The following is a 24262-nucleotide window of genomic DNA, read 5'->3' on the forward strand; positions in this document are numbered from 1 at the left end:
CGTGTCGCGCCCATGCACATCCGGGTAGAAGCGGGCGGCCGCGCGAGCGGATTCGAGGTCCAGGCATGAAGTTTTCCGCCCTCACCCTTTTGCGCCAGGCGCTCAGCGGCAACACCGGCTGGCCCGAGCAATGGCGCTCCCCGGAGCCGAAGGCGAGCTACGACGCCGTGATCGTCGGCGCCGGCGGCCACGGGCTGGCGACGGCCTACTACATGGCCAAGGAACACGGCATGCGTAACATCGCCGTGGTCGAGAAGGGCTGGCTTGGCGGCGGCAACACCGGGCGCAACACCACCATCATCCGCTCCAACTATCTGTGGGAAGAGAGCCAGGGCCTCTACGAGCACGCGCTGAAGCTCTGGGAAGGGCTGTCGCAGGAACTCAACTACAACGTCATGTACTCGCCCCGCGGCGTCATGATGCTGGCCCACAACACGCACGACGTGCAGGTCTTCAAGCGCCACGTCCATGCCAACCGCCTGCAGGGCATCGATAACGAGTGGCTGACGCCCGAGCAGGCGAAGGACTTCTGCCCGCTGCTGAACATATCGAAGGACATCCGTTACCCCATCGTCGGCGCCGCCCTGCAACGGCGCGGCGGCACCGCCCGGCATGACGCCGTGGCGTGGGGCTACGCCCGCGGCGCCTCCGCGATGGGCGTCGACATCATCCAGAACTGCGAGGTCACGGGCATCGACCGCGACCCGAGCGGCGCGGTGTCGGGCCTTCAAACGAGCCGCGGTCCGATCAGGACGAAGCGCGTCGGCGTGGTCGCGGCCGGCCACACCAGCGTGGTGATGGGCATGGCGGGCGTGCGCATGCCGCTGGAGAGCTACCCCCTGCAGGCGCTCGTGTCAGAGCCCGTGAAGCCGGCCATGTCCTGCGTGGTGATGAGCAACACCATCCACGCCTACATGTCGCAATCCGACAAGGGCGAGATGGTGATCGGCGCCGGCACGGACGCCTACACGTCCTATTCGCAGACCGGCGGGCTCCACATCTCGTCGCACACGCTGGACGCCATCTGCGAGCTGTTCCCGCCCGTGCGGCGCCTGCGCATGCTGCGCAACTGGGGTGGCATCGTCGACGTCACGCCGGATCGCTCGCCCATCATCGGCAAGACCCCCGTGCCGGGGCTGTTCGTGAATTGCGGCTGGGGCACCGGCGGCTTCAAGGCGACCCCGGGCTCCGGCAACGTCTTCGCCCACACGGTCGCGACCGGCGAGCCTCACCCCATCAACGCCGGCTTCACGCTGGACCGCTTCCGCACCGGCCGGCTCATCGACGAAGCCGCCGCCGCCGCCGTGGCGCACTGAAAGACCCGTTCATGCTGCTGATCCGTTGCCCGGTCTGCGAGATGGACCGCCCCGAACTCGAGTTCCGCTATGGCGGCGAGGCCCATGTGGCGCGCCCGCTGGACCCCTCGTCGGTCTCCGACCAGGACTGGGCCGAGTACCTCTATTTCCGCTCCAACCCGAGGGGCGTCCACGCCGAGCGCTGGCGCCATACCTCCGGCTGCGGCCGCTTCTTCAACGCCATCCGGCACACCGTGACCGACCGCATCCTGGCCACCTACAAGGCCGGCGAACCGAAGCCCGACCTCGCGACGCTCACCGGGGAGACCGGGCGATGATGGCGCTCACGCGCGAGGCGCGCACCCTCCCCGTGCTTGCGAGCAGCGCAGCCACAAAGCAGTCGACGGGGACGAGCTTGCATCCCTCCACCGTCATCCCCGGGCTCGTCCCGGGGATCCACGCGCTGGGCTCCGGCGTGGATGGCCGGGGCAAGCCCGGCCATGACGGCGAAGAGCCGGGCCAACAGATCCACAAAGGCCTCCGCGCATGACCCAGCCTTTCCGCACCGCCGCGGGCGGGCATGTCGACCGGGCGCGCGCCATCCCGTTCACGTTCGACGGCAAGAGCTACACCGGCCATGCCGGCGATACGCTCGCGTCCGCGCTGCTGGCCAATGGCGTCGCCCTCATGGGCCGCTCGTTCAAGTATCACCGCCCGCGCGGCGTGCTGGGCGCTGGAGCCGAGGAGCCCAACGCGCTGGTGAGCGTGTCGCGCGGCGGCGGGCGTTTTACGCCCAACCTGCGCGCCACCCAGGTTGAGCTCTATGAAGGCCTCGTCGCCGAGAGCCAGAACCGCTGGCCATCGCTCGCGGTGGACGTCGGCGAAGTCAACAATCTCGTTCCGCCGGGCGTGTTTAGCGCCGGTTTCTACTACAAGACATTCATGGCGCCGGCCGGAGCCTGGAAAGGCGTCTACGAGCCGTTCATCCGCAAGGCGGCGGGGCTCGGGGTCGTGCCCCGGGAGCCGGATCCCGACCACTACACCCACCGCTACGCCTTTTGCGACGTGCTCGTGGTGGGCGCCGGCGCGGCCGGGCTCGCGGCGGCGCTGGCCGCCTCCGAGGGCGGCGCGCGCGTCATCGTCGCGGACGAGAACCCCGCCATGGGCGGCGGGCTGCTCGACGAGCCCGATCTCGCCATCGACGGCCAGCCCGCCGCCGCATGGGCGGCGCAAGCCGTGGCCACGCTGGTGGCCCGAACCAACGTGACCCTGCTCACCCGCACCCAGGCTTTCGGCTACTACGCCCAGAATTTCGTTGGCCTCGCCCAGCGCCTGACCGACCATCTCGCCGCCCTGCCCGCCCATGCGCCGCGCGAGCGGATGTGGAAGCTGCGCGCCGGCCGGGTCGTGTTGGCGACCGGCGCCATCGAGCAGCCGCTGGTTTTCCCGGACAATGACCGGCCCGGGATCATGCTGGCGGGCGCGGCGCGGACCTACCTCAACCGCTATGGCGTGAAACCCGGCGACCATGCCGTGGTGTTCACCGTGGATGACAGCGGCTACGCCGCCGCGCTCGACCTCGCCCGCGCGGGCGTCGCCATCGCGGCTGTCGTGGACGTGCGGCCCGAGCCGGGCGAGGCCGCCGCGCTCGCCGCAAACGCGGCGGCGCTGCGGGTGCTGAGCGCGTCGGTGATTACCGGAACGAGCGGTCGCCTGCGCGTGTCGGGCGCCGAGATCGGCAAGGTGGGCCCGGACGGAACGGTGCGTCCCGTGGAGCGCATCGCTTGCGATTGCGTGCTGATGGCCGGCGGCTGGGTTCCGGCCGTGCACCTGTTCTCGCAATCACGCGGCAAGCTGCGCTTTGACGACGCGCGCGGGATCTACCTGCCGGGCGAACCCGCGCAGGCGCAGCTTTCCGTCGGCGCCTGCAACGGCGCCTTCGGGATCGCGGCGGCGTTGGCCGAAGGCTTCGCGGCCGGCGGCGCAGGTGCGGCTCCGGCCGTCTCGGGCGAGATCGCACCCATGGGCGGCGGCTTCCAGGGTGCCGTCCCGCACCACCGCGATCCGCAAAAGGTGAAGGCCTTCGTCGACTTCCAGAACGACGTCACCGCCAAGGACATCCGGCTCGCCGTGCGGGAAGGCTTTCGCTCCATCGAGCACGTGAAGCGCTACACCACCAACGGCATGGCGACGGACCAGGGCAAGACGTCCAACATGAACGGGCTGGCGATCGCGGCCGGCGCGCTGGACAAGCCCGTGCCGCAGGTGGGCCTCACCACCTTCCGGGCGCCCTACACGCCCGTGACCTTCGGCAGCTTCGCGGGCCACTCGCGCGACCACCTGTTCGACCCTGTCCGCAAAACCGCGACGCACGCCTGGGCGCAGGCCAACGGCGCGGTGTTCGAGGACGTCGGGCTCTGGAAGCGCGCCTGGTATTTTCCCAAACCGGGCGAGACCATGCACGCCGCCGTGGCGCGCGAGTGCCGCACTGTGCGCGACACCGGCGGCGTCTTCGACGCCTCCACGCTGGGCAAGATCGAGGTGGTCGGCCCGGACGCGGCCGAGTTCATGAACCGGCTCTACACCAACCCGTGGACCAAGCTGGAGCCCGGCCGCTGCCGCTACGGCCTGATGCTGAACGAGCAGGGCTTCGTGATCGACGACGGCGTGATCGGCCGCCTCGCGCCTGACCGCTTCCACGTCACCACCACGACGGGCGGCGCGCCGCGCGTGCTCGCCCACATGGAGGACTACCTCCAGACCGAGTTCACCGACCTCAAGGTCTGGCTCACCTCCACCACCGAGCAGTGGGCCGTGATCGCCGTGCAGGGCCCCAACGCCCGGCGCGTGCTGCAGCCTCTGGTGGACGGGATCGACATCTCGCGCGAAGCCATGCCGCACATGAGCCTGCGCGAGGGCCGCATCTGCGGCGTGCCCACGCGGCTGTTCCGCGTGAGCTTCACGGGCGAGCTCGGCTTCGAGGTCAACGTGCCGGCCGACCATGGCCTCGCGGCCTGGGAGGCGATCTGGGCCGAGAGCCAGCGCTACGGCATGGCCGCCTATGGCACCGAGAGCATGCACGTGCTGCGCGCCGAGAAGGGCTTCATCATCGTCGGCCAGGAGACGGACGGCACCGTGACGCCCAACGACCTTGGCCTCGACTGGGCGATCGGCAAGCTGAAGCCCGACTTCGTCGGCAAGCGCTCGCTGACCCGGCCCGACATGCTGAAAGCCGACCGCAAGCAGCTCGTCGGCCTGCTCACGGCCGACCCGGCCGCCGTGCTGGAGGAAGGCGCGCAGATCACCGCCGAGGCGACGCCCATCCGCGGCCGTCCGGCGCTGGGCCACGTGACGTCGTCCTATGCGAGCCCGGCCGCCGGCCGCTCCATCGCGATGGCGTTGGTCGCGGGCGGACGCGCCCGCATGGGCGAAACGGTGTTCATCCCCATGCCGGCCGGCCCGATCGCCGCCCAGGTGTGCGAGCCCATCTTCCACGACAAGGACGGGAGCCGCCTCGATGGCTGATCATTCCGCCGCTGCACGGCGTGCCTCGCCCTTCGCCGAGTTCCCGGCCGACTGGGGCCCGACGGTCGCCGGCCTGCGCCTGTCCGAAGGCGGCCCCGCCGCCCGCTTCATCCTGCGCGGGACGGACGCTGTCGCGGTGGCATCGGGCGCCTTCGGCGTCGCGATCCCGACCACGCCGCTGCGCGCCGCCGCCGGCGCGGGCCGCGCCGCGCTCTGGCTCGGCCCGGACGAATGGCTGCTGCTCGGCCCCGCCGGAGAGGCGGACGCCCTTGCGGCGTCGCTGGCCGCGGCGCTCGCCGACGTCCCGCACAGCCTCGTGGACGTCTCGCATCGCCAGACCGGCCTCGTGCTGGAAGGCCCCGGCGCGGCGCTGGCGCTGAACGCCGCCGTGCCGCTGGACCTGTCGCTCGCGGCCTTTCCCGTGGGCATGGCGGCGCGCACCATCTTCGAAAAGGCCGAGATCGTGCTGTGGCGCACCGATCCGGAGCGCTTCCACGTGGAAGTCTGGCGCTCCTTCGCGCCCTATGTGCGCGAGCTGCTCGACATCGTCCGGCGCGAGAACGCCGTGGCGTAGCGCTCAGTCGCCCGGCGCCAGCCCCGCCCACGGCCGCGCGGCCGCGTCGCGCTCGCGAAACCGCGCGATGGCGGGTCGCTCGGCCAGCGTCAGGTCGATGTCGTCCCAGCCGTTAAGAAGCTGCGTCTTCCACACCGGGTCGATCGCGAAAGCCACGACGAGGTTGCCGGCCGTCACGGTCTGCGCCGCGAGGTCGACGCGCAGCGCCCGCCCGTCCTCCACCCAGGCCGAGCCCAGCAGCGCCTCGGCGTCCTCCTCGGACACCCGCGCCGGCAGGAGCCCGTTCTTCACCGCGTTGGACGCGAAGATGTCGCCGAAACTCGGCGCGATCACGCAGCGCACGCCAAAATCCGCCAGCGCATAGACGGCCGCCTCGCGCGACGAGCCGCAGCCGAAATTGCGCCGCGCCACCAGCACGGCCGCGCCCGCCCGGCGCGGATCGTCCAGCGGATTGGCGACCGGCCCCTCCGGCCCTTCCCGCATGTCGTGCAGCAAAAACGGCCCGTACCCCTCCGAGCGCGGTCGCTTCATGAACCGCGCCGGGATCAGCTGGTCGGTGTCCACATTGGCCAGCGCCAGCGGAATGGCAGGCGTTTCCAGCGAGTCGAACGGCTTCATCCCACGACCTCCCGCCCGGCCAAAAGCGCGCGCGCATCCGTCAGCCGCCCCGTCACTGCGGCGGCCGCCACCATGGCGGGCGACATCAGGTGCGTGCGCGATCCCGGCCCCTGCCGGCCTTTGAAGTTGCGGTTGGTCGTGGAGGCGCAGCGCTCGCCCGCCGGCACGATGTCGCCGTTCATGCCCACGCACATGGAGCAGCCGGATTCCACCCATTCGAGCCCGGCCTCGCGGAAGATGCGGTCGAGTCCCTCCTCCTCGGCCTGGCGCTTCACGGCCGAGGAACCCGGCGACACCAGCCCCGGCGCGGCCGCCTTGCGTCCGGCCAGCACGGCCGCGGCGGCGCGCAGGTCCTCGATGCGGCTGTTGGTGCACGAGCCGATGAACACGCGGTCGATGCGGATCTCGTCCAGCCGCATGCCGGCGCGCAGATCCATATAGGCCAGCGCGTCGCGCACCGCCTGGGCCCGCCCCTCGTCGGCGATGCGCGCGGGGTCGGGCACGGTGGCGTCGATGGGCGCGGCGTGCTCGGGGCTCACCCCCCATGTCACCGTCGGGGCGATCTCGACGCCCGAAAACGAAGCCTCCCGGTCGAACGCCGCGTCCGGGTCGCTCGCCAGCTCGCGCCAGTCCTCGGCGGCGGCGTCGAACGCCGCCCCCTGCGGCGCGAAGGGTCGCCCGCGCAGCCACGCGAAGGTCGTCTCGTCCGGCGCCACCAGCCCCAGCCGGCCGCCCGATTCGATGGACAGGTTGCACAGCGTCATGCGCCCCTCCATCGAGAGCGCCCGCACGGCCGAGCCCGCATATTCGATTGCGCAGCCCTGCGCCCCGTCCGCGCCGATGCGCGCGATGATGGTCAGCGCCACGTCCTTGGCGGTGATCCCGGGCCCGAGTGGCCCGTCCACGACGATGCGCATTCGGTGCGGCCGCTTTTGCCAGAGCGTCTGCGTCATCAGCACATGCGCGACCTCGGACGCCCCGATGCCGAACGCGAAGGCCCCGAAGGCGCCGTGCGTGGAGGTGTGGCTGTCGCCGCACACCACCGTCAGCCCGGGCAGCGTCAAGCCCTGCTCCGGGATGGCGACATGCACGATGCCCTGGCGCGGATCCCGCAGCCCGATCAGCCGAAGGCCGTGCCGGGCCGTGTTGGCCGACAACTGGTCCAGCATGCGGGCGATCTCCGGATTGGCGACGCTTCCGTCCCGCCCGCGCGTCGGCGCGTAGTGGTCCGCGATGCCGAACGTCAGCTCCGGATGCGCCACGCCGGCGCCACGCTTCGCCAGCTGGTCGAACGCGTGGAAGCTGCCCTCGTGCAAGAGGTGCCGGTCGATCCACAGCAGCGAGGTCCCGTCCTCGCGCGTCGTGATCGCGTGCGCGTCCCACAGCTTGTCAATGATGGTCCTGTTTTCGGGGGGGGTCCTGGCCACTGCAGCTGCCTTTTTCACCGCCACGACGCTGCCCGCCAAACGGGCTTGACGGCTCCATGTTGTATCATACTGTAGACAATTAGAAGTCCTATCGTGAGGCGATCTTGGCTGGCGTGGACGTGCCCAAGGCCCGGCAGGTTTATCTGGTGCTGCGCGAGCGGATCGCCAGCGGCGGCCTGCATTCGGGCGATGTCCTGCCGGGCGAGCAGGCGCTCGCGGCCGAGCACAACGTCTCGCGCATCACAGTCCGCAAGGCGCTGGCCGAGCTTGAGCGCGAGGGCATGGTGGACCGCCGCCGCGGCGCCGGCACCTTCGTGCGCCTCGCCGCCGCCCCCAAGCCCGTTGTCGCCGACATCGCGGACGTGCTCAGCAACCTCGTCGCGATGGGTCGCGGCACGGACGTTCGCCTCCTCGCCTTTGGGTACGGCGAACCGGCCTCGGCCGTCGCCGAGGCGCTGCGGCTCGCGCCCGGCGAACGCGCGCAGCGCTCCGTGCGGGTGCGCATGGTGGACGGCGAGCCCTTTTCTCACCTCACCACGCACGTGCCCGAACGCATCGGCGTCACCTATTCGGAAGCGGAGCTCGCCTCCCGCCCCCTGCTCGCCTTGCTGGAGCGCTCGGGCGTCGAGGTCGACCGCGCCACGCAGGAGATCGGCGCCGTGCTGGCGACGCCCGACGTGGCGGCGGCGCTGAACATCGACATTGGCTCCGCCCTGATCGCGCTGACACGCGTCGTCTACGACGCCGAAGGCCGCGGCGTGGAGCATCTGGCCGCGCTCTACCGGCCGGATCGCTACGCGTTCCGCATGGATCTGGAGCGCACCGGCGCCGACGACGGCCGGCGCTGGTCGCCCGCCACGGGCGAGCATCAATCAACGAAGCGGAGCCGAAGCGCCCGCAAGCACGAGGGGAAGGCACAATGACAAAGCTGATTACGGGCGTCACACGACGCGATGCGCTCAAGGCCGGCGCCGCCTTCGCGGGCGTTCTTGCGATGCCTGGCCTCGTGCGCGCCCAGGCCGCCGCCGTGAAGGTTGGCGTGCTGCAGCCGCTCACCGGGGCGCTTGCCTTCGACGGACAGGCCGGCCAACTCGGCGCCGAGCTCGCCATCAAGGCCATCAACGCGGCCGGCGGCATCAAGTCGCTCGGCGGCGCCAAGCTCGAGGCTGTGATCGGCGACGCGCGTTCCACTCCGGAGGGCGGCACCAGCGAGGTCGAGCGTCTCGCGGCCGAAAACGTCAGCGCCATCGTGGGCGGCTTCGCGAGCCCCATCTGCCTCGCCGCCACGCAGGCGGCCTCGCGCTACGACCTGCCCTACATCGTCGACGTCGGAGTCAACGACCAGATCGTCAGCCGTGGCCTCAAGAACACGTTCCGCTTCGCGCCCGGCTCCTCCATCGTCAGCGCCCAGGCGCTTGACAACCTGGTGAAGCTCAACGATGCGGCCGGAAAGCCCATCAAGACCGTGCTGCTGGTGCATGAGGACGGTTTGTTCGGCTCAGGCCTCGCCAAGCTCCTGCAGGCCGAGTTGCCCAAGCGCGGCTTCGAGGTGATCGACACCATCTCGCACCCGACGCCGGCGCGCGACATGTCCAACATCGCGCTGCAGATCAAGGCCAAGAACCCGGATCTCGTGATCCCGTCGAGCTACTACGGCGAGTTCGTGCTGCTCGCCCGCACCATGCAGCAGCAGCGCATCAAGCCCAAGGGCATCTACGCGGTGCTGAACGGCGCCGCCTCCAACTTCCGCTTCGTCAAGGAATTCCCTGACGCGGCTCAATACGTGATCGACACCAACCACTGGTACGACCCGCGCAACGCCGTCGCCATCGCCCTCAAGAAGGAGGTCGACGGCATGGGCAAGTTCTTCACCTACAACGTGGCGCTGAACTACTCGGCCATGCTGCTCCTCGCCGACGCCATCGAGCGCGCCGGCTCGGCCGACCGCGCCAAGATCATCGCCGCGCTGGAAACCTCGAGCTTCGACAAGCACATCATGCCGTATGGGCCGACCAAGTTCGTGAACGGCCAGAACACCGGCGCGGCCCCGGTGAACACCCAGGTCCAGGGCGGCGACATCAAGGTGATCTTCCCCGAGAAGTTCGCCGACGCAAAGGCGGTGTTCCCCGTCCCGGCGTAGCGAGCCCTCCCCGTCAATGCGAGGAGCGAAGCGACGAAGCAATCCAGGCGCCGGGCAAGGGCTCGGCGCCTCCTGGCCCACCATCAGCTGGATTGCATCGCTTCGCTCGCGATGACGGCGGGGAAAACCCCCTCTCCGCGCCGATCGGCGAAGAGCGATAACGACCACACCCCTCGCCGTCATTGCGGGGAGCGAAGCGACGAAGCAATCCAGGCGCCGGGCAAGGGCTCGGCGCCTCCCGGCCCAGCATCCGCTGGATTGCTTCGCTCCGCTCGCGATGACGGCAGGGGATCTGAAAGCCGACACACAGGACACGCATGTTTTCGCCCGATATCGTCATCGCCGCCGTGCTAAACGGGCTCCTCACGGGGGCCGTCTACGCCCTCGTGTCGGTGGCGCTGACGCTGGTCTATGGCGTGCTGCACATCATCAACTTCGCGCATGGGGCGATCCTGACGGCCGCCATGTTCGCGGCGTTCTTCGCCCACCAGGCCGGGATCGACCCGCTGCTCTCCGTGCTGTTCATCGCGCCTGCGTTCTTCGCCCTCGGCTACGCCGTGCAGCGCTGGATCATCGGGCCGGCCAGCCATGGCGACGACCGCAACATCCTGCTCGTCACGCTGGGTCTCTCCATCGTGATCGAGAACGTCCTGCTGGCCGCCTTCCGCTCCGATACGCGCAGCATCGACGTGCCGTACGGGTTTTCGGTCGTTGACCTCGGCTTCGTGTTCCTGCCGATGCCGCGCGTGATCGCCTTCGGGGTCACCTGCGTGGTGGCGGCCCTGCTCTGGGCGCTGCTGACCCGCACGGACACTGGCAAGGCCATCCGGGCGGTCGCCAAGGAAAAGCTCGGCGCCTCGCTGGTCGGAATCGACGTCACCCACATCTACGCCGTCACGTTCGGCATCGGGGCGGCGTGCCTCGCCGTCGCGGCCTGCGTGCTGCTGCCGAGCTACTACGTCAATCCACGTGTCGGCACGGCTTACGTCCTCGTCGCCTTTACGGTGGTCGTGCTGGGCGGCATGGGCTCGGTGCCGGGCGCGATGATTGGCGGGCTCCTGATCGGCGTGGTCGAGAGCCTGTCGGGCCTCTATTTCGGTGAGAGCCTCGGCCAGCTCGGCATCTTCCTGATCTTCATCCTGGTGCTGCTGGTGCGACCCACGGGCCTGTTCGGAGCCCGCGCATGACCGGCCCAGTAAACACGAGCCCACGGACCTCGCTGTTGGCCGCCTACGGCCCCATCCTGGCCGTGGCGCTTGTTCTGGCGCTGCTGCCGTTGGCCACCACCGCCAACACGGTGCTGAACGCCATGGTGCTGGCGCTGCTGATCGCGCTCGCCGGACAGGGCTGGAACATCCTGGGTGGCTATGGCGGGCAGTTCTCGTTCGGCCACGCCGTGTTTTTCGGCACGGGCGCTTATGCGGTGGCGCTGCTGCAGAGCCGGCTCGGCCTCAACGCCTATCTGGCGTTCGGAGCCGCGGTGGCGATCGGCGCGGCCGTCGGGGCCGCTATCGGTTTTCTGTCCTTCCGCTCGGGCCTGCGCGGTTCCTACTTTGCGCTCGTGACGCTCGCCTTTGCGGAAGTGTTCCGCATCGTCGCCAACGCGTCGCCCTGGACGGGCGGCGCCTCCGGCGCGCTGATCAAGCTCGATATGCGGCCCGAGAACTTCCAGTTCGCCAGCCGGGCCACCTTCTTCTGGATCGCGCTCGCGCTCGTCACGGCCGCGCTGGTCGCCACGCGGATGATGGAGCGCTCGCGATTCGGCGCTTATCTGGTCGCCATCCGCGAAAACGAGGACGCCGCCAAGGCGCTGGGCGTGAACACGTTCCGGGTAAAGCTGCAGGCCATCACGGCGTCGGCCGCCGTCACGGCCGCGGCGGGGGCTTTCTACGCGCAATATTTCCTCTTCGTGGACGCCAACATCGCCTTCGGGACCTGGATCTCGGTGGAAGCGCTGCTCGTTCCCATCGTGGGCGGGCTCGGCACGGTGTTCGGACCCTTGATAGGCGCGCTGGCGCTGCACGGGCTGGCGGAAGCCACCAAGGCGCTGGCCGGGCGCCTGCCCGGGGCCGACCTGGCGCTTTACGGCGCGCTCCTGGTGCTCGCCATCGCGTTCGCGCCCAACGGAGTGCAGGGGCTGTTCAACCGCCTCAAGGGCGGCTTCTCGACCCGGAGAGCCGCATGAGCGAGCCCCTGCTCCGGGTCGAGGCCGTGTCGAAGCGCTTCGGCGGGTTGCTCGCCGTGGACGCCGCCTCGCTTGTCGTCGAGGCCGGCGGCATCACCGGGTTGATCGGGCCCAACGGCGCCGGCAAGACAACGCTGTTCACGCTGGTGTCGGGCTTCGAGAAGCCAACAACGGGCCGCATCCTGTTCAAGGGCCGCGACGTCGGCGCGCTCGCGCCGCATGAGCGCGCCGCGCTGGGCGTCGCCCGGACCTTTCAGATCGTGCAGCCCTTCGCCGGCCTGAGCGTGCGCGAGAACATCGCGGTGGGCGCCCATCTGCGCCACCCCCGGCGCGACGACGCGCTCGGCAAGGCAGAAGCCGTGGCAGAGCGGGTCGGCCTCGCCGACCGGCTCGACGCGCCGGCCTCCGGCCTCACCGTGGTGGGTCGCAAGCGGCTGGAGCTCGCGCGGGCGCTCGCGACAGAGCCCGAACTGCTGCTGCTCGACGAGGTGCTGGCCGGCCTCAACCCCTCCGAGGTCCGCGACATCGTCCCCATCATCCGCGACCTGCGCCACAGCGGCGTCACCATCCTGATGGTGGAGCACGTGATGCAGGCCGTGATGAGCCTTTGCGACACCGTCTATGTGCTCGCCCAGGGCCGCATGATCGCCGAAGGCCCGCCCGCCGCCGTGACGCGCGATCCCGCCGTGATTGAAGCCTATCTCGGCCACGGCGCCGCCGCTCGCCTCGCCGCCCGGGAAGCCGCCCATGGATGAGGTGCTGCTTTCCGTGCGCGGGCTCGTGGCCGGGTATGGCCAGACGCAGGTGTTGCGCGGGCTGGACCTCGACGTCGCGCCCGGCGAGATCGTCGCCGTGCTGGGGTCCAACGGCGTCGGCAAGACGACGCTCAACAAGGCGCTGTCCGGCGTCGTGCGCGTCGGGGCCGGCGAGATCCGCTTCGGCGGCGAGCGCATCGACGCGCTGGCGCCGCCCGCCATCGTGGCGGCGGGGCTGATTCACGTGCCGGAGGGCCGGCGCATTTTTCCGGACATGAGCGTCCAGGAGAACCTCGAGCTCGGCTCCTTCCGTCGCGGCAAGCCCAACCGGGCCGCCAACCTGGAGCGCGTCTACGCCACCTTCCCGCGCCTGCGCGAACGGCGCGGCCAGAGCGCCGGGACGCTGTCGGGCGGCGAGCAGCAGATGCTCGCCATCGGCCGCGGCATGATGGGAGAGCCGCGGCTGCTGATCCTGGACGAGCCCTCGCTCGGCCTCTCGCCGCTGCTCGTGGAGGAGATGTTCGCGCTGATCGGCCGCCTCAACGCCGACGGCCTCGCGATCCTTCTCGTGGAGCAGAACGTGATGCAGTCGCTCGCCGTCGCGACGCGGGCCCACGTGCTCGAAAACGGCCGGATCGTACTCTCCGGAACGGGAGCCGAGCTGGCGCAAAATCCTGATCTTGAAAAAGCTTACCTGGGAATGTGACCATGACGGATGAACCCGCGCCGTCCCTCAAGGGCCGGCTCGCCCGCGGCGGCATCGTGGTCGCGCCCGGCGTCTACGACGCGCTGACGGCTTCGCTTGCCACCGACGCCGGCTTCGACGCGCTGTACCTCTCGGGCGCGGCGATCGCCTACACCAAGCTCGGCCAGCCCGACATCGGCCTCGTCTCCATGAGCGAGGTGGCCGACACGCTGGCGCATGTCTGCGAGCGGGTGCGCACGCCCGTGATCGTGGACGCCGACACCGGCTACGGCAACGCCCTCAACGTCCAGCGCACCGTGCGCCTGTTCGAGCGCGCCGGCGCGGCCGCGATCCAGCTGGAAGACCAGACCTTTCCCAAGCGCTGCGGCCACCTCGCCGACAAGGGCCTGGTCTCCACCGGCGAGATGGTGGGCAAGATCAAGGCCGCCGTGGACGCCCGCGCCTCGGCCGACACGCTGGTCATCGCCCGCACGGACGCAGTGGCGGTGGAGGGCTTCGACGCCGCCATCGCGCGCGCGGGGGCCTATGCGGACGCCGGCGCCGACATGCTGTTCGTCGAGGCCCCGCGCACCCGCGACCAGCTCGGCGCCGTCACGCAGGCGCTCGGCGGCCGCGCGCCGCTCATGGCCAACATGGTGGAGGGCGGCCAGACGCCCATCCTGTCCGGCCCCGAGCTGGAGGCGCTGGGCTTCGCGCTGGTGATCTTCCCCGGCGCCATCGTGCGGGCGCTGGCCCGCGCCGCGCAGGACTTCTACGGCGTTCTGCGCCGCGACGGCACCACGGACGCCTTTCGCGACCGCATGTTTGACTTCGCGGCCATCAACGGGATCGTCGGCACCGACGCGACGCTCGCCCGCGGCCGCCGCTACGAGGACCCGGCATGACGCTCGATCCCGTCACGCTCGCGGTGCTGAAGGGCCGGCTGGAGCAGATTGCCGACGAAATGGACGCGACGCTCTACCGCTCGGCCTTCAACCCGATCATCGCCGAAGCCCGCGACGCCTGCCACGGGCTCTACCATCCCGAGACCGGCGCGACGCTGGTGCAGGGCACGACGGGCCTGCCGATCTTCGTCGGAGCCATGGCGTTCGCCGTGAAGGCCGTGATTGACAAGGTCGCGCGCGAGGGCGGGCTCCAGGAGGGCGACACCTTTCTGTTCAACGACCCCTACGACGGCGGCACCCACCTCAACGATTTCCGCCTCGTCCGGCCGGTGTTCCGCCGCGGCGAACTCTTCTGCTGGCTCGCCTCCGTCGGCCACTGGCTCGACATCGGCGGCAACGTGCCGGGCGGTTTCAACGCCCGCGCCACCGAGAGCTTCCAGGAGGGCGTGCGCTTCCCGCCCGTGAAGCTGATCGCGGCCGGCCGCATGAACCACGACATCCTCGCCATCCTGGCCGCCAACAGCCGCGTGCCGCGCTCCAACGAGGGCGACCTCAACGGCCAGCTCAACGCGCTGGATCTCGGCGAGCGCCGCCTCGCCGGCCTGCTGGACGAATACGGCGAGGACACGGTGGACGCCGCCTTCGCGGCCTTTACCCAGCGCGCCGAGGCGCTGATGCGCGAGAACATCGCCGCCCTGCCGGACGGGACGATCAGCTTCGAGGATTATCTCGACAACGACGGCGTCACCGACGAACGCCTCACGATCGCGCTCGACCTCACCATCGCGGGCGACCGCATGACGCTGGATTTCTCCCGCTCCTCGCCGGCCTGCGCCGGCCCGCTCAACATCGCGCGCTCCACCGCGGTGGCGTGCTGCTACGTCGCCCTGAAGCACGTGTTTCCGGACGTGCCCGCCAACGCCGGCTGCATGGCCCCGATCAGCTTCGTGATCCCGGACACGACCCTGCTTGGCGTCAGCGCCCCCAAGCCGGTGGGCGGCTACACCGAAACCATCCTGCGCGTCATCGGCGTCGTGTTCGGCGCGCTCGCAAAGGTCATGCCCGACCGCGCCACCGCAGCCCCCTTCGGCACCATCAACGCGCTGTCGCTGGCGGGCCATCGCCAGAATGGCGCGCGCTGGGTCATGTTCTCGTTTTTCGGCGGCGGCCTTGGCGGCAATCCGGAAACGGATGGCCTCAACCACGGCAATAACCCGATCTCGATGGCCACCATCCCGCCGGCCGAAATCCTGGAAGCCTCCTACCCGGTCCTCTTCACCCAATGGGCGCTGCGCCCTGACAGCGCCGGCGCGGGCCTGCATCGCGGCGGCCTCGGCGCGGTCTACGAGATCGAGGCGCTGGCGCCCTCCGGCGCGGACGTGTTTCTGCTGGGCGAGCGCGGCCGCTTTGCGCCCTTCGGCGTCAATGGCGGCGGCCCCGCCGCGCTGAACCGGTTCTGCTGGCAGACCGCAGACGGCGAAGCCTCCCCGCCCCTCGCCTCCAAGGTCACGGACGTGAAGATCGCCCAGGGCCAACGCGTGCGCCTCGAAACGCCCGGCGGCGGCGGCTGGGGCGATCCCGTCGCCCGCGCCCCCGCCCTGGTCGCCCGCGACGTGCGCCTCGGCTACCTCTCGGCCGACGCGGCCCGCGCCGACTACCGCGTCAGCGTCTCCCCCGCCGGCGACCTGGACGCCGCCGCCACCGAGACGCTCCGCGCCGGGGGCGCCGCATGATGGCGTCCTTCCACAGATGCTTCGCCCCTCCACCGTCATCCCCGGGCTTGACCCGGGGATCCACGCGCTGGGCGTCGGCGTGGATGGCCGGGACGAGCCCGGCCATGACGGCTGAAAGCGCACGCCTCGCCTGCATTTCGTCATCGGAGCCCGCCCTCCCTCCACCGTCATCCCCGGGCTTGACCCGGGGATCCACGCGCTGGGCGTCGGCGTGGACGGCCGGGACGAGCCCGGCCATGACGGACAGTGTGCAGACAACACGGAAAGCATCCCGATGACCGCCCCCACGACCCCGCGCGGCGCCATTGTGGGCGTCGATGTCGGTGGCACCTTCACCGACCTGTTTTATTTCGACGAGGCCGCGCGCCGCTTCGCCACCGCGAAAGCGCCGTCCAACCGGGGCGACGAAGCCGTGGGCTTCATCGACGGCCTGCGGCGGCTGGGGCCGGTGGCGGCGCTCGGCTCCATCGTGCATGGCACCACGGTCGGCACCAACGCGCTGCTGGAAAGAAAGGGCGCGCGCATTGGGGTCATCACGACACGCGGTTTCCGCGACGTGCTGGAGATGCGCCGCCGCGACCGGCCGCGCACCTGGGGCTTGTGGGGCGATTTCACCCCCGTGGCCGACCGCGACATGCGCATGGAGGTCGACGAACGCACACTCGCGGACGGGACCATCCGCGAGGCGCTCGACCCCGCGCAGGTCCGCGACGTCGCCCGGGCGCTGCTCGCCAAGGGCGCGCAGGCTGTCGCAGTGGTGTTCATCAACGCCTACGCCAACCCGGGCAACGAGCGCATGGCTGCCGCGGCCTTGCGGGAGATCTGGCCCAACGACGACATCTCGATCTCGTCCGAGATCCTGCCCGAGATTCGCGAATTTGAGCGCACCTCCACGACGGCGCTGAACGCCTACCTGCAGCCGGTCGTCGGCTCCTACCTCGGCAAGCTCAAGGACGCGCTGGCGGCGGACGGCTTCACCGGCCAGTTCCACATCGTCCAGAGCAATGGTGGCGTCATGTCCACCGCCACGGCGCGGCGGCTGCCGGTGCGCACGGCGCTTTCGGGCCCGGCGGCCGGCGTCATCGCGGCCGCCGCCATCGCGCGCGCGGCCGGCTTCCCCAACGTCATCACGGGCGATCTCGGCGGCACCTCCTTCGACGTGTCGCTGATCGCGGGCGGCGAATCTACGCTCGCGGCCCAGACCACCATCGATTTCGGCATGGTGGTGCGCACGCCCATGATCGAGATCACCACCATCGGGGCGGGCGGCGGCTCCATCGCGCAGGTGGACAAGGGCGGTCTCCTGCAGGTCGGCCCCGAGAGCGCCGGCTCACGGCCGGGCCCCGTCTGCTACGGCCAGGGCAACACGCGCCCCACCCTGACCGACGCCAACGTGGTGCTCGGCCGGATCAACGCCGAGCGGCCCATCGGCGGCAAGCTGGAGCGGCTGGACGTGGAGGCCGCCCGCGCCGCCATCCTGGAGCATGTCGGCGCGCCGCTCGGGCTCGGCGTGATGGAGGCGGCCGAAGCCGTGCTGCGCATCGCCAACGCCCGGCTGGCCGGCGCAATCCGGCTCGTCTCCATCGAGCGCGGGCACGATCCCGGCCGGTTCGCCATCATGCCTTTCGGCGGCGGCGGCGCGCTGCATGCGGGCGCGCTGATCGGAGAAGTCGGCCTCTCGGGCGCGGTTGTGCCGCGCTTCCCGGGCATCACCAGCGCGCTGGGCTGCGTGATTGCCGACCTGCGGCACGACCAGGTTCTCACCGTCAATCTCGACCTCGCCGGCCTCGACGCCGCCGCGCTCGACGCCCGCATGGTGGACGCCGGCCGCGAGGCGCGCGCCGTGGTGGACGACGCCGGCATCGCGGTGGAGCGCGTCGACGTGCTCTACGAACTCGATATGCACTACCAGGGCCAGACCCACACGGTGTCGGTCCCTCTCCCGGTCACGCTGCGCGACGGCGCGACCGGCGTGTCCGAAACCATCGTGCGCAAAGCGTTCGAGGCGGCCTACCAGAAGCAGTTCAGCCGCCTTCTGCCAGGCATCCCCGTCCGCATCGTCTCGCTGCGCACGGCGGCGGTCGGCCGCCGCCCTCCCTTCGACCTCGCCGCGCTGGCGCCGGACCCCGGCCTGACGCTGGAGGGCGCCGGCCGCGGCTCCCGCCCGGTCTGGTTCGCGGGCGGCTGGCGCGACGCCGCCATCTGGTCGCGCCTCGACCTGCCGGTCGGCGCCGTGATCGAGGGCCCGGCCGTGCTGGAGCAGCCCGACGCCACCACGGTGCTTGACCCGGGGCTGAGCGCCAAGGTGGATGCCCTCGGCAACCTGATCATCGCGAGAGGCTGACCATGGCCGAAGCCCCCGTCCCGCTCGCCCGCACGGCCCTCCTCATCTGCGACCTGCAGAACGACTTCATCCACCCGCAGGGGGCCTATGGTCGCGCGGGCCAGACCGCGCCCGAGATCGCGGCCGTGCCGGGCCGTGTGAAGCCGCTGGCCGACCTCATGCGCCGGGAGGGCGGCTGGATCGTCCAGACGCAATTCACGCTCGTGCCGGCCAAGGGCGGCGAACCCATGATCAGCCCGCACCTGCGCGAGCTTCGCCCCTTTCTGCGCAAGGGCGATTTCGAGCCGGGCGCCTGGGGCCACGCGCTGGTGGACGACCTCGCCCCGGCCGACCTAAGCGTCGAGAAGATCGCCTACTCGGCCTTCTACATGACCCGCCTCGAATGGGTGCTGCGCAAGGCCGGAATCGAGAAGCTCTATGTCTGCGGCATCGTCACCAATGGCGGCGTCGCCTCCACGGTCCGCGACGCTCACGTGCGGGACTTCTCCACTGTCGTCCTCTCAGACGGTTGCGCGGCCTTCTCGCAAGCCGTCCACGACACCGCGATAGAGGCGCTCCGCCCCGTCTGCCGCGTGGCCACGATCGCGGAGGTGATTGCGGAGATGGAGGGCGCATGAGCGCCTTCGCCCGGCCTTGCCCCCACCTCAACCCCCTCATCTTGAGGAGCAGGCCCGCTTGGGCCTGCGTCTCGAAGGACGAAGGGCTCCAGAAGGCGCCATCGTCTTCATCCAACCAGGTTGGTCCGCCGCCTCTCCACCGTCATCCCCGGGCTCGTCCCGGGGATCCACGCGCTGGACTCACGCGTGGATGGCCGGGGCAAGCCCGGCCATGACGGAGAGAACCAACCCATTGAACGCGAGTGTTCAGGCGCAACTCTCTCCGCCGCGGCGCGGGAAACGATTCCGCCGCAAGCCCTTGCCCGGTCTAGGAGCGCGCTCATGAGCCGGGTTGAACCAGCCTCCGGCGTCACCTTCGACGCCTATGCGCCCGTGTTGATCGTCGGCGCCGGCGCGGCGGGGCTGTGCGCCGCCCTCGCGGCCACGGAAGCCGGCGCGGACGTGGTGGTGCTGGAGCGCGATCCGCTGCCGCGCGGGTCGACGGCCTTGTCGGCGGGGCTCATCCCGGCGCCTGGCACGAGGTTCCAGCGCCAGCATGGCATTGAGGACAGCGCCGAAGTCTTCGCCGCCGACATCCAGCGCAAGAACGGCCACGAGGCCGATCCGGCCTACGTCGCCGCCGTGGCCGAAGCCGCCGCGCCCGCGATCGAGTGGTTGGCGGACCGCTACGCCCTGCCCTTCTCGCTGGTGCACGACTTCGACTATCCGGGTCACTCGGCCCGCCGCATGCACGGCCTGCCGAGCCGCTCCGGCGCGGAACTGGTCGACCGTCTGCGCGAGGCGGCCGAGGGGGCCGGCGTCCCGATCCTCGCCGACGCAACTGTCACGACCTTGTTCGCCGACCCGGATGGCGCGGTGCGCGGGGTTGCGCTGGAGAGGCCGAACGGAACAACCGAGCGCATCGGCTGCGAGATGCTGGTGCTCGCGTGCAACGGCTATGGCGGCAATCCCGAGCTGGTGCGCCGCCACATCCCCGAGATGGACGGCGCGCTCTATTTCGGCCACCCCGGCAATCGTGGCGACGCCGTGTTGTGGGGCGAGGCTCTGGGCGCGGAGCTGCGTTGTCTCGGCGGATACCAGGGGCACGGCTCGGTCGCGCACCCGCACGGGATCCTGATCAGTTGGGCGGTGATCATGGAGGGCGGCTTGCAGGTGGACGCGGCCGGCCGGCGCTTTTCGGACGAAAGCCACGGCTATTCGGAGCAGGCCGCGACGGTGCTGCGGGACGCCGGCGGCGTCGCCTATGACGTGTTCGACGAGCGCATCGCCGCCGTGGCGCGGCAGTTCGAGGATTTCCGTCAGGCGGAGGCTGCCGGCGCCGTGCTGGCGGCCGACACGATCGAGGAACTCGCCGCCATGGCGAAGCTGCCCGCGGCCGTGCTGGCCGCGCAGCTGGACGAGGTCGAGCGGCTGAAGGCGAGCGGCGGCGCCGACGCGTTCGGCCGCAGCTTCGCGGGCTCTCGGCCATTACGCCCGCCGTTCCGGGCCGTGCGGGTGACCGGCGCGCTGTTCCATACCCAGGGTGGCCTCGCCGTGGATGCATCGGCCCGCGTGCTGCGCCGGGATGGCGGCGCGCTCCCCAATCTGTTCGCGGCCGGCGGCGCGGCGGCCGGCGTGTCGGGATCGACGGCGGCCGGATACCTGTCGGGCAACGGCCTGCTCACGGCCGTGACGCTGGGCCGGATCGCGGGCGCTGCCGCGGGCCGCCTTGCGCTTGGGACTTGCGGCTGACGCGCGGCCGCGCCAAGGCTAGGATCGACCTTGCGCGAGAGCGCCACGAGAGAGCCGAAGCCGATCCATGCCGGACGAATCTCCATCCAGCCCGTCATCCCTGACCGCCCGGGTCGACGACCTCGAGGTCCGCGCCGCCTACCAGGACCAGGTGATCGAAGACCTCAACAAAGTCGTGCTCGACCAGTGGACCGCGCTGGAGCAGGTGCAGCGTCGCATGAGGGCGCTGGAGGATCGCCTGCGCGAGGTCCAGGCCAGCGTCGGCGCCGACGGACAGGACGAGCCGCCGCCTCCGCATTACTGAGGCGCAGCCGCTCCGGGAGAACCGCATGGGACCGCTGCATGGCCTGAAGATCGTCGAGATGTCGAGCATCGGCCCGGCTCCCTATTGCGGCATGCTGCTGGCCGACATGGGCGCGCAGGTGATCCGCATCGACCGGCTGGAGGCGGCTGACCTCGGCTTTCCGGTGGAGCCGCGCTTCGACCTCCTGAACCGCGGCAAGCAGGCCGCCGCCGTGGACCTGAAGTTGCCCGACGGCGCAGCGCTGGTGCTGGACCTCGTCGGCCGCGCCGATGCGCTGATCGAGGGCTTCCGGCCGGGCGTGATGGAGCGGCTGGGGCTGGGGCCGGATGCGTGCCTCGCCGCCAACCCGCGCCTCGTCTACGGCCGCATGACCGGATGGGGGCAGACCGGCCCGCTCAGCGGCGACGTCGGGCACGACATCAACTACATCGCGCTCTCGGGCGTTCTCCAAGCGATCGGGCCCGCCGAGGGGCCGCCCGTGCCGCCCCTCAATCTGGTGGGCGACTTCGGCGGCGGCGCGCTGTTCCTCGCCATGGGCATGCTGGCCGCCTTGCTAGAGGCGCGCGGCTCCGGCGTCGGCCAGGTCGTCGACGCCGCCATGGTGGACGGCGCCGCCAGCCTCATGACCATGCACCACGGATACGTTCAGGCCGGCCTCTGGACCGACCGCCGCGGCGACTGCCCCCTCGGGGGCGCCGCTCCCTGGTACTCCACCTACGAAACCCTCGACCGCAAACACGTCGCCGTGGGGGCGATTGAGGGGAGGTTTTATCGGGCGCTGGTGCGCGGGCTCGGGCTGGAGGGCGCGGGCCTGCCGGGGCAGCACGACCGCGCGCGCTGGGGCGCGCTGCGCGCCGCGTTCGCGGGCGTGTTCGCGACGCGCACGCGCGACCAGTGGGCGGACGCCTTCGCGGGGACGGACGCCTGCGTGACGCCCGTGCTCGATTGCGCGGAGGCGGCCGCGCATCCGCACGCCCGGGCGCGGGGCGCCTTCGTGGACGCGGGCGACGGCGTCCACGCGCCTGCGCCCGCGCCGCGCTTCAGCCGCACGCCCGGCGCGGTGGCGGGCCCGCCCGCGGACGCGCGCGCCCGCACGCGCGAGAGCCTGCGCGCCTGGGGGCTGGCGGACGCCCGCCTGGACGCCCTTGCGGCGGCCGGCGCGATCGCGCCCTAGCGCACCGGCGCGCCCACGTTCCCGATCAGCTGCCCGCGCGCCACATAGGCGTGCTCGGTCTGGCGCAGCACGTAGCCGGGCGTGGGCGCCCGGATGGAGCGCGGGGCAGGGTCCGCGCCCGCGACCGGGTGCACCAGCGCGACCACGTCGTCCGCGCCCACCTGCGCGCCCAGCGCCACGCGGTGCTCCACGAGCCCGGGCGCGTCCGCCACGTACTGGCCCTCGGGCCCGGCCGTCACGTGCACGCCGCGGAACCGCGCCGGCGCGGGCGCCCCCGCCAGCACGCCATACCGCGCCAGCGCACGCCTCAACCCCCCCTCCATGGTTTCCAGCTCAGAGGTTTTGAGGCGGCCGCCGCCGCCTTCGACTTCGATGGAGGCGAGGTTCATCTCCTTGGCGGCCCCGCAGGCGGTTTCGCGAATGCCCTCGACGTGCTGCACGAAGTCGTAGCCCCAGGCCTCCATCAGGTCCGTCAGCGCCGCCTCGCCGACCTTGCTGGTGGGGGTCGTGAAGCCGAACACCATCGGCACCACCGAGACGTCGCGGCCGCCGGCGTGGACGTCGATCAGGAGGTCCACAGCCGGAAACAGTGAGCCGGTCGCAAAGGCGGCGAGCTTCTCGGTGGGCGTGCCCTGCGGGTTGCCGGGAAAAACCCGGTTCATGTTCTGGCCGTCAAAGGGCGACAGCCGCTTGCCGGTCTCGGAAGCCGGGAAATTGATGGACGGCGCGATGATGACGCGGCCGGTCACGTCCTCGGGCCTGATCGCGTCGGCCAGGCGCCGCAGCACGATCTGCGCCTCGTACTCGTCGCCATGGACGCCCCCGAACAGCAGCACCGAAGGGCCCTGCCCATTGTTGATGCAGCACAGGACGTCGCCCGAGACGCCGTCCAGCGGGCCTACGAGAGGGCCGAGGTCGTAGAACGCCTTTCCGGGGCGGGAGGGGTCGAATTCGGCGAGCATGGGATGCCTTTCTGGTCGCGTGTCACCGGCCCGCGACGCCATGTGCGCCGCGGGATTGGTCTTCGGTGCGGATGAAAACGCCGCTCAGGCGGCGCGGCTGACCTCGGCCGACCGGAGCAGCGCCGCCGGCTTGTGGAAGCGCGTGGGCGAAAACGCCTCCAGCGCCTCGGGCTTGGAGCCCGACGTGATCCAGTCGGTCATCAGCTTGGTGAAGCCGAGCGAGATCGCGAAGCCATGGCCGGACCAGGCGTAGCCATAGAGCGTGTTGGCGAGCGTCTCGGTCTGGCCAATGAGTGGGATCTGGTCCGCCGCCACGGTCTCGATCCGCGACGCGTCGGCCTTCATGAAGGTCGAGTGGTCAATGAACGGGAAAGTCATGATCGCGTCCGTGACGTTCTGCGTCATGGAGCTCAGCGAGCCCTTCCACAGGCCCTCCGGCGTATGCGCCACATGCGCGCCGCCCGACAGCATCAGCGTGCCGTCCGGGATCTGCTTCACGGCCAGGCGCCGGTGAGCGTGCGAGATCAGGTGGTTGACCTTCTTGTTGAGCGGGTTCGACACGTAGTGCATCTGCGGCATCAGGTTCCAGACGGGGCTGAACTCGTGCGGCTTGAAGATCGGCTGCAGCAGCGTCTGCGCGCCCGCGTTGGCGACGATCACGAGGCGCTCGCCAACCGGAACGACCTCGCCGCCCGCCAGCCGCACGCCCGTGGCGACGCCGCGCGTGTGGATTATCTCTTCCACCTTGGCCTGTGTGCGGATCGACACGCCCGCCTTGGCGGCCTCCTTGGCGAATTGCTGGGTCGCGAAGGTGTGGTCGCCGACGCCATCGTTCGGGCAATACACCGCCCCGATGATCCCGGCGGCGAGTTCGGGCTCGCGCGACAGCGTCTCGTCGCGTGACCAGACCTCGGACGGGGCGCCGAGGCTGGACTGCGCCGCCGCCATGGCGTGCATGCGGCCCATCACCTCGTGCTCGCGGTGGCCGTACGGGATGTCGAACACCTTGATGCCGCCGATCCGGCGATAGCCGACGCCACCCTCAAAGGCCTGCTGGTAGTGGCTCCAGAGTTCCAGCGAGAGCGCGCAGACGGGCAGTTCGCGGAAGTCACGGCCATTGGTGCGGACGCCACGCTCGCCGGGACCGCCGGAGGCGCCGCCCGCGATCTCGCCGGCCTCGAGCAGCGTGACGCTCTTGCCGGCCTTGGCGAGCTGGTAGGCGAGGCTCGTTCCGTAGATGCCGCCGCCGACGATGACGATCTCTGAGGCCTGGTGTGTGCTGGACATC

22 protein-coding genes are annotated in these 24262 nt (G+C 70.8%); 18 read left to right on the forward strand and 4 right to left on the reverse strand.

The window, feature by feature from the left end:
• Positions 1–65: 65 nt before the first annotated feature.
• Genes IEV99_RS12380 through IEV99_RS12400 form a run of 5 tightly spaced genes read left to right on the forward strand, consistent with a single transcriptional unit; the run spans position 66 to position 5394 of the window.
• Entirely contained in the window at positions 66–1316 is a 1251-nt protein-coding gene (locus IEV99_RS12380) for a sarcosine oxidase subunit beta family protein (protein ID WP_188518096.1), read from the forward strand.
• Positions 1317–1327: 11 nt separating this feature from the next.
• Entirely contained in the window at positions 1328–1633 is a 306-nt protein-coding gene (locus IEV99_RS12385; protein WP_188518097.1) for a sarcosine oxidase subunit delta, read from the forward strand.
• A complete protein-coding gene (locus IEV99_RS12390) occupies positions 1630–1845 on the forward strand; it encodes a hypothetical protein (protein WP_188518098.1) in 216 nt (71 codons plus the stop codon). The genes IEV99_RS12385 and IEV99_RS12390 overlap by 4 nt, the downstream gene beginning before the upstream one ends.
• Positions 1842–4820, forward strand: a complete 2979-nt coding sequence (locus IEV99_RS12395; RefSeq protein ID WP_188518099.1) for a sarcosine oxidase subunit alpha family protein — start codon at positions 1842–1844, stop codon at positions 4818–4820. Before IEV99_RS12390 ends, IEV99_RS12395 begins: the two co-directional genes overlap by 4 nt.
• Positions 4813–5394, forward strand: a complete 582-nt coding sequence (locus tag IEV99_RS12400; protein ID WP_188518100.1) for a sarcosine oxidase subunit gamma — start codon at positions 4813–4815, stop codon at positions 5392–5394. The genes IEV99_RS12395 and IEV99_RS12400 overlap by 8 nt, the downstream gene beginning before the upstream one ends.
• A 3-nt stretch (positions 5395–5397) precedes the next feature.
• Here the strand turns inward: IEV99_RS12400 and leuD are convergent, their stop codons facing one another.
• Together leuD and leuC are read right to left on the reverse strand one after the other, a co-directional pair.
• Positions 5398–6012, reverse strand: a complete 615-nt coding sequence (leuD, locus tag IEV99_RS12405; protein ID WP_188518101.1) for a 3-isopropylmalate dehydratase small subunit — start codon at positions 6010–6012, stop codon at positions 5398–5400.
• Positions 6009–7439: a 3-isopropylmalate dehydratase large subunit gene (leuC, locus tag IEV99_RS12410; protein WP_188518102.1), complete on the reverse strand. Its 1431-nt coding sequence runs from the start codon at positions 7437–7439 to the stop codon at positions 6009–6011. The genes leuD and leuC overlap by 4 nt, the downstream gene beginning before the upstream one ends.
• A gap of 113 nt (positions 7440–7552) precedes the next feature.
• Here leuC and IEV99_RS12415 point away from each other — a divergent pair, with 113 nt between their 5' ends.
• The 13 genes from IEV99_RS12415 to IEV99_RS12475 all read left to right on the forward strand — a co-directional run bounded on the left by IEV99_RS12415 (position 7553) and on the right by IEV99_RS12475 (position 22012).
• On the forward strand, positions 7553–8362 hold the full coding sequence (locus IEV99_RS12415; RefSeq protein WP_244643958.1) for a GntR family transcriptional regulator: 810 nt from the start codon (positions 7553–7555) through the stop codon (positions 8360–8362).
• Positions 8359–9579: an ABC transporter substrate-binding protein gene (locus tag IEV99_RS12420; protein ID WP_188518103.1), complete on the forward strand. Its 1221-nt coding sequence runs from the start codon at positions 8359–8361 to the stop codon at positions 9577–9579. Before IEV99_RS12415 ends, IEV99_RS12420 begins: the two co-directional genes overlap by 4 nt.
• Positions 9580–9896: 317 nt before the next feature.
• Positions 9897–10766 carry a branched-chain amino acid ABC transporter permease gene (locus IEV99_RS12425; RefSeq protein ID WP_188518104.1) on the forward strand — a complete coding sequence of 290 codons (870 nt, stop codon included), beginning with the start codon at positions 9897–9899 and terminating at the stop codon, positions 10764–10766.
• Entirely contained in the window at positions 10763–11764 is a 1002-nt protein-coding gene (locus IEV99_RS12430) for a branched-chain amino acid ABC transporter permease (RefSeq protein ID WP_188518105.1), read from the forward strand. The genes IEV99_RS12425 and IEV99_RS12430 overlap by 4 nt, the downstream gene beginning before the upstream one ends.
• Entirely contained in the window at positions 11761–12519 is a 759-nt protein-coding gene (locus IEV99_RS12435) for an ABC transporter ATP-binding protein (RefSeq protein ID WP_371875788.1), read from the forward strand. Before IEV99_RS12430 ends, IEV99_RS12435 begins: the two co-directional genes overlap by 4 nt.
• A gap of 4 nt (positions 12520–12523) precedes the next feature.
• Entirely contained in the window at positions 12524–13225 is a 702-nt protein-coding gene (locus tag IEV99_RS12440) for an ABC transporter ATP-binding protein (protein WP_188519641.1), read from the forward strand.
• A gap of 2 nt (positions 13226–13227) precedes the next feature.
• Complete coding sequence (locus tag IEV99_RS12445) at positions 13228–14109, forward strand: isocitrate lyase/PEP mutase family protein (RefSeq protein ID WP_188518106.1); 882 nt, start codon at positions 13228–13230, stop codon at positions 14107–14109.
• Positions 14106–15842 carry a hydantoinase B/oxoprolinase family protein gene (locus IEV99_RS12450; protein ID WP_188518107.1) on the forward strand — a complete coding sequence of 579 codons (1737 nt, stop codon included), beginning with the start codon at positions 14106–14108 and terminating at the stop codon, positions 15840–15842. The genes IEV99_RS12445 and IEV99_RS12450 overlap by 4 nt, the downstream gene beginning before the upstream one ends.
• A 274-nt stretch (positions 15843–16116) precedes the next feature.
• Positions 16117–18186, forward strand: coding sequence for a hydantoinase/oxoprolinase family protein (locus tag IEV99_RS12455; RefSeq protein ID WP_188518108.1), 2070 nt, complete (start codon positions 16117–16119; stop codon positions 18184–18186).
• Positions 18187–18188: 2 nt separating this feature from the next.
• Positions 18189–18803, forward strand: coding sequence for a cysteine hydrolase family protein (locus tag IEV99_RS12460; protein ID WP_188518109.1), 615 nt, complete (start codon positions 18189–18191; stop codon positions 18801–18803).
• Between the two features lie 321 nt (positions 18804–19124).
• Positions 19125–20534: an FAD-dependent oxidoreductase gene (locus IEV99_RS12465; protein WP_188518110.1), complete on the forward strand. Its 1410-nt coding sequence runs from the start codon at positions 19125–19127 to the stop codon at positions 20532–20534.
• A 67-nt stretch (positions 20535–20601) separates the two neighbouring features.
• Positions 20602–20838 carry a SlyX family protein gene (locus tag IEV99_RS12470; protein WP_188518111.1) on the forward strand — a complete coding sequence of 79 codons (237 nt, stop codon included), beginning with the start codon at positions 20602–20604 and terminating at the stop codon, positions 20836–20838.
• Between the two features lie 25 nt (positions 20839–20863).
• Positions 20864–22012 carry a CaiB/BaiF CoA transferase family protein gene (locus IEV99_RS12475; protein WP_188518112.1) on the forward strand — a complete coding sequence of 383 codons (1149 nt, stop codon included), beginning with the start codon at positions 20864–20866 and terminating at the stop codon, positions 22010–22012.
• Here IEV99_RS12475 and IEV99_RS12480 read toward each other — a convergent pair.
• A complete protein-coding gene (locus IEV99_RS12480) occupies positions 22009–22974 on the reverse strand; it encodes a M14 family metallopeptidase (protein WP_188518113.1) in 966 nt (321 codons plus the stop codon). The two genes, IEV99_RS12475 and IEV99_RS12480, sit on opposite strands and share 4 nt — an antisense overlap.
• A gap of 84 nt (positions 22975–23058) precedes the next feature.
• Positions 23059–24261 carry an NAD(P)/FAD-dependent oxidoreductase gene (locus IEV99_RS12485; RefSeq protein WP_188518114.1) on the reverse strand — a complete coding sequence of 401 codons (1203 nt, stop codon included), beginning with the start codon at positions 24259–24261 and terminating at the stop codon, positions 23059–23061.
• Position 24262: the final 1 nt, after the last annotated feature.

Origin of the sequence: Alsobacter metallidurans (genome assembly GCF_014636935.1) — a bacterium.
Taxonomy (GTDB): domain Bacteria; phylum Pseudomonadota; class Alphaproteobacteria; order Rhizobiales; family Beijerinckiaceae; genus Alsobacter; species Alsobacter metallidurans.

What these genes read in the sequence shown, in the direction of transcription:
- IEV99_RS12380 (WP_188518096.1), top strand. Translation starts at nt 66, where the DNA reads ATGAAGTTTTCCGCCCTCACCCTTTTGCGCCAGGCGCTCAGCGGCAAC.
- IEV99_RS12400 (WP_188518100.1), top strand. Translation starts at nt 4,813, where the DNA reads ATGGCTGATCATTCCGCCGCTGCACGGCGTGCCTCGCCCTTCGCCGAG.
- IEV99_RS12455 (WP_188518108.1), top strand. Translation starts at nt 16,117, where the DNA reads ATGACCGCCCCCACGACCCCGCGCGGCGCCATTGTGGGCGTCGATGTC.
- IEV99_RS12465 (WP_188518110.1), top strand. Translation starts at nt 19,125, where the DNA reads ATGAGCCGGGTTGAACCAGCCTCCGGCGTCACCTTCGACGCCTATGCG.
- IEV99_RS12450 (WP_188518107.1), top strand. Translation starts at nt 14,106, where the DNA reads ATGACGCTCGATCCCGTCACGCTCGCGGTGCTGAAGGGCCGGCTGGAG.
- IEV99_RS12425 (WP_188518104.1), top strand. Translation starts at nt 9,897, where the DNA reads ATGTTTTCGCCCGATATCGTCATCGCCGCCGTGCTAAACGGGCTCCTC.
- IEV99_RS12480 (WP_188518113.1), bottom strand. Translation starts at nt 22,974, where the DNA reads ATGCTCGCCGAATTCGACCCCTCCCGCCCCGGAAAGGCGTTCTACGAC.
- leuD (WP_188518101.1), bottom strand. Translation starts at nt 6,012, where the DNA reads ATGAAGCCGTTCGACTCGCTGGAAACGCCTGCCATTCCGCTGGCGCTG.
- IEV99_RS12430 (WP_188518105.1), top strand. Translation starts at nt 10,763, where the DNA reads ATGACCGGCCCAGTAAACACGAGCCCACGGACCTCGCTGTTGGCCGCC.
- IEV99_RS12435 (WP_371875788.1), top strand. Translation starts at nt 11,761, where the DNA reads ATGAGCGAGCCCCTGCTCCGGGTCGAGGCCGTGTCGAAGCGCTTCGGC.
- IEV99_RS12460 (WP_188518109.1), top strand. Translation starts at nt 18,189, where the DNA reads ATGGCCGAAGCCCCCGTCCCGCTCGCCCGCACGGCCCTCCTCATCTGC.
- IEV99_RS12395 (WP_188518099.1), top strand. Translation starts at nt 1,842, where the DNA reads ATGACCCAGCCTTTCCGCACCGCCGCGGGCGGGCATGTCGACCGGGCG.
- IEV99_RS12485 (WP_188518114.1), bottom strand. Translation starts at nt 24,261, where the DNA reads ATGTCCAGCACACACCAGGCCTCAGAGATCGTCATCGTCGGCGGCGGC.
- IEV99_RS12475 (WP_188518112.1), top strand. Translation starts at nt 20,864, where the DNA reads ATGGGACCGCTGCATGGCCTGAAGATCGTCGAGATGTCGAGCATCGGC.
- IEV99_RS12385 (WP_188518097.1), top strand. Translation starts at nt 1,328, where the DNA reads ATGCTGCTGATCCGTTGCCCGGTCTGCGAGATGGACCGCCCCGAACTC.
- IEV99_RS12420 (WP_188518103.1), top strand. Translation starts at nt 8,359, where the DNA reads ATGACAAAGCTGATTACGGGCGTCACACGACGCGATGCGCTCAAGGCC.
- IEV99_RS12470 (WP_188518111.1), top strand. Translation starts at nt 20,602, where the DNA reads ATGCCGGACGAATCTCCATCCAGCCCGTCATCCCTGACCGCCCGGGTC.
- IEV99_RS12390 (WP_188518098.1), top strand. Translation starts at nt 1,630, where the DNA reads ATGATGGCGCTCACGCGCGAGGCGCGCACCCTCCCCGTGCTTGCGAGC.
- IEV99_RS12445 (WP_188518106.1), top strand. Translation starts at nt 13,228, where the DNA reads ATGACGGATGAACCCGCGCCGTCCCTCAAGGGCCGGCTCGCCCGCGGC.